Raw genomic sequence first — 4,168 nt, 5'->3', positions numbered from 1 at the left:
TCCAGCCTATCACCTGTTCTGGATAGGACCCCACGAAGACTATTCCCTTTCACTTGAATGAAATTTCCTAGAAAATCCCAACCCGTTGCGCCTGTCAGGACCGGCGACTAGTCTGCACAGTGTCACCGCCAATTCGGTGATACGGACGTGCAAGTCCGGACTGACAAAAGGCGCGCGACGCCAAATATTCCAGGTGTTTTTTTATGCCTGAAATATTGTGTTATGGCGGCCGTGCGCGGGAGATTCTTCGGGATCTGCCGGGTTTACCTTTTGCCCCGGTCTTGCACACCTGCGTACGGCCGCCACCTTTATTCGCGTGCAAGCGAACGGTGACGGTCCCACTCATCAAAAGGGATACACCATGTTCAAGATCACCCCCAATCCGCCTGTCGCGGAAGACCTCAACTCCCCAGCATTCCGGCTCGCCGCCGAGCGTGCCTTCGCTCACTACGAGCTACCCACGACTCGTACCCCGCCCCGAAAACGACAATCACGCAACACCGAAGAAACCCTGCTCCATATCTACGAAATCCTCCAAAGCGCCTCGGCGACCGCCTACGAATCGGCGGACAATCTCCAGGGTTTGCAGCGCAAACTCGCGTTGGGGGCCGTGCACCTGATCGACATGGCTCAACAAGAGATGGATGGACTGCTCGACGCCTGATGGACTGAGCGCGTGACCCGCTCCCGCACGATCAGGCGGGCAGGAGCGGTCACTTTTCTTCAGCTTGTTGCAGCCCCTTGTCAAGATCGATACCTGACCTTCAGCATCGCCACCTACGAATCTGTATTTTTCAGTTCCACGGACTAACGCAGCCCAAACTTTTCACGATAGCTTTTCATTCAATACATACCCATCCGCTCAAAAATTAAAAGAAAGGCTTCTAGAAAACCGACTGAAATACCCTTCATTTTTCCTGTTATATTTTTCGACACTTACCTTGCCCAGAGTCAGTTGCCCTGGATGCTTAGCCCTTTGCGGGGACGGGGCGGCACCATGTTTTTTTAGCGCATGGCTCATCATCATCTCAAGCTGGTGCTTTTTATCAACATCTATATCATTCGGAACATCCCCGACATCAACTCTTTTATAATCAAACTTATCAACGTAAGCCAATCCTTTATCAACCTGAAACAGCCCAATTTTCAGATAACGCTTGACGCCCCTCTCTTCCAGCCTCAGCGGACTTTCACGTAACACGTTGTGCTCATGATGTAAATATTTTTGCTCCTCATCCGAGAATCGTTTATCACCAATTCTATTGGAAATAATTGCCATTTTCGTAACGATGGCGAGTTCTTGCTCATGGTAATATTCTTTAATCAAAGAGTACGCTGCATATGCGCTTGACCCAGTCACACCTGTATCAATGACAACAGCAGCGCGAATATCATGAGACGTTTTCTCTCCGAGTGAACGGTCTAAAAAATCAAATCGATTCTTTTTTTCTGATGCCGATAAATCACTCATAGACGTGATTTCTTTACCACCGGCTAAACCGGATATTTGCAAATTGGCCGTTCTAAGCCCCATTTGCTCAATGTATGCTCCAAGGACTAAAGGACTACGACCCACGAGAATAAAAAGTGTTTCAGCTGGCGATACCCCCTGCGTCGATAAACCCTCGCTTATCGAGGCGAATATCGATGCATACCCTTCTATATCCTTTTTATCAAACATCACGCGCACGGGCTCATATCCCTGCTCATCCTTGAAGGTCAATGGGCTGTTGCTCACCATTCGATAGACATTCGGGCCATCCAGAGTTCCTGCCGGATCTGGATTGATCCAACGCTGCAACCATGGCGCGTAATACCTGAAGCCATAGTAGTAAAGCCCTGTCGTATCCTGTTCCTTACCTGAATAACGCACCGTCTTGTAACTTGCCTCCACCTCACTTCGCCCGGCAAACCAGGCCGTACTGCCAAAGGGGTGATAGGTTTCCTGGCTGATCACCTGCGCCTCGCTATCCAGCTCCAGACTGCTGGAGCCCAAATGGTCGGTCAGGTTGTAGCGATATTGATTATTGGCGATGCCGGAAGGCGGCGCGGTTTCCCAGTGCAGCACCTGCATCGCACTGCGTCCGGCCTGGACACAGATCACCTGCAACACTTCGCCAGTGCCTTCATGGGTGCGGATTTCCAGGCCCGGCAAGTAGCGGACTTCGGATATCAGCGAACGGGCGTTGGTCTGGGTAGTCCTGACTTTGCGTTGCCGCATACCATCGCCGTCGTATAGATACAACTCAAGATCATCGTCAGCATTCTCACGCTCTACCGGTCGCACCTCACACAACTGATTACGCAGATCCCAACTCATTGCCTGCCCTGGTTGCAGGTCCAGCAGATTACCGTTGCCATCAAACGCAGCCGCAATCTCTTCTTCGGTCGGAGGCCGGCCATTCTGCTCAAGCAGGCAGCGATTGCTGTAGCGCGCCGCTGTCAGCTTGCGGCTGTGGTTTTGCGGACCGACATGAACCAACTCCAGTAAGTTGCCACCGGCGTCATAGCGGTAAGTTTGATGGTAGTTGGCGACGGCACCCGGATCGTCGAAGCGATTGAAACCCGGTCCTCGACTGGCGGCGCCCGCCTCCCAACCGGTCGCTTCGATCAGTTGGTAAAGGCTGTCATAGTCATAGCGCTTGACCGGCTCAACCCGCTGATTGGCGAAATAACGAATCGGCAAGGCAGCGTCTTCAATGCTCAGCACATTGCCCACCGGGTCGTATTCATAATGCAGGTCTTGCAGCGCCGCTTCAGTTCCATGTCGAGCCTGAAGCCGGATCAAGCGGCCATCTTCAGGGCGATAGGTCAGCGTACTGACCACACCGTTGCCGGCGGTTTCCTGTTCAACCTGGACGTAGGCGCTGTAGGCAATGGCGCTGACCAGGGTTTGAGGTGTGACCTGACCGCTCAGTTGCAGATGACTCGCCAATAACTGGCCATCCACGGTGTAGTCGAACAGTTGCCGATTGCCCTTGGCATCAATCTGTTCCAGCACATCGCCCAGCGGATTGAAGTACGTCGCGCTGGTTGCCGCTTGCTCCATGGGCTCCAACAGAACATCCCGTTCCGGCAGCCCTTGCGGCCAATCCGGTGATTCCAGCGCGCTCAGAAAGCGCTGGGTCTGCTCAAGCACTCCGCCCGTCAAGGCGTAGTCATCCACCGTCAACGTGCCCGCCGGATCATCATGTCGGATCAACTGCCCACATTGATTGTGAGCGGCGAAATCGGCACCGGCATCGGCGTATCCATGACGTTCGGTGCATCGCGCGACGTCACCTTCGCCCTGCTCGAAAATGGCCAGCGGTCGCAGCAGATCGTCATACTCGACCCACCGCTCGCTGCCCCGGCTATCCCAAGTTTGCACAAGCTGATCCCCATCACCGAACAAGTTGACCCGCTTGCCCGCATCGACGCTGGTCGAACCCAACACCTTCCCGGACAGTGAATAAGCATTGGTGAGATTGGCAGGCGTTGCGGCATCTTCCGCACTCAGCGACCAAAGCCTGGGATCCCATTGCTCGATCAGCCGCCCCATCGCGTCATAGGCACTGCGGTTGATCCGCTCTTCTGGCTCCTCCGTCTCGACGGAACGGCAATAAGCAACCACCCGCACCGCCAGACCACGGGGATCAATCACAGACAGCGTCGGCGTATGAGTGTGAATACCACCCGTTAATATCGACATGACCCAGGCTCATCGTAGGATGCGTCAATCCAGTAACTACCTGATCCACGCCCCCGACTACTGTCAGAAATGACAGTACCGACAAATGGTAGATGCCCAATCTTTCGTACTGGGTTGCTCAGATCTCGACGACCTTGTCCCATCTGAACAACGGGTTTTCAGGCGCCCTCGAACGTTGGTCGCTATATCCACGCGGATTGCAGATCACACGTGTGCCTTCTGCGAAATAATCGAATGCAGTATGGGTGTGACCATGGATCCACAGTGCAACCGGCGCGCGCACGAGAGCAGGCAGATCGCTCACATAACCCGCCGAGGCGCGATCCGTCGCGAACTTTTCCGCCAGGCTTGGCCTGAGCGGCGCATGGTGCGTGACCACAATCGTCTGGCCATCGAAGGGCTTTGCCAGCTCATCTTCCAGCCATGCCCGCGCTTGCTTGTGGAGTGTCAGCGAGTCGCGGGGAGTAAACGAACGTA

2 protein-coding genes and 1 pseudogene are annotated in these 4,168 nt (G+C 54.3%); 1 reads left to right on the top strand and 2 read right to left on the bottom strand.

What is annotated here, in order from left to right; all coding sequences use genetic code 11:
• Positions 1-361 precede the first annotated feature (361 nt).
• Positions 362-664 (top strand): hypothetical protein, encoded by a 303-nt coding sequence (locus M5C01_RS32575; protein WP_152742424.1) that lies wholly within the window; start codon positions 362-364, stop codon positions 662-664.
• A 198-nt stretch (positions 665-862) separates the two neighbouring features.
• On the opposite strand, the gene M5C01_RS32570 is transcribed toward M5C01_RS32575, so the two are convergent.
• On the bottom strand, positions 863-3,691 hold the full coding sequence (locus M5C01_RS32570; RefSeq protein WP_152742423.1) for an RHS repeat-associated core domain-containing protein: 2,829 nt from the start codon (positions 3,689-3,691) through the stop codon (positions 863-865).
• Between the two features lie 118 nt (positions 3,692-3,809).
• Positions 3,810-4,168, bottom strand: a pseudogene (locus tag M5C01_RS32565) (metallophosphoesterase); the annotation flags it as partial.

The organism is Pseudomonas sp. MWU12-2319 (assembly GCF_023242525.1).
Classification (GTDB): domain Bacteria; phylum Pseudomonadota; class Gammaproteobacteria; order Pseudomonadales; family Pseudomonadaceae; genus Aquipseudomonas; species Aquipseudomonas gingeri_D.
Note: the sequence above shows the minus strand (reverse complement) of the source record. Positions and strands in the feature narration are given on the sequence as shown.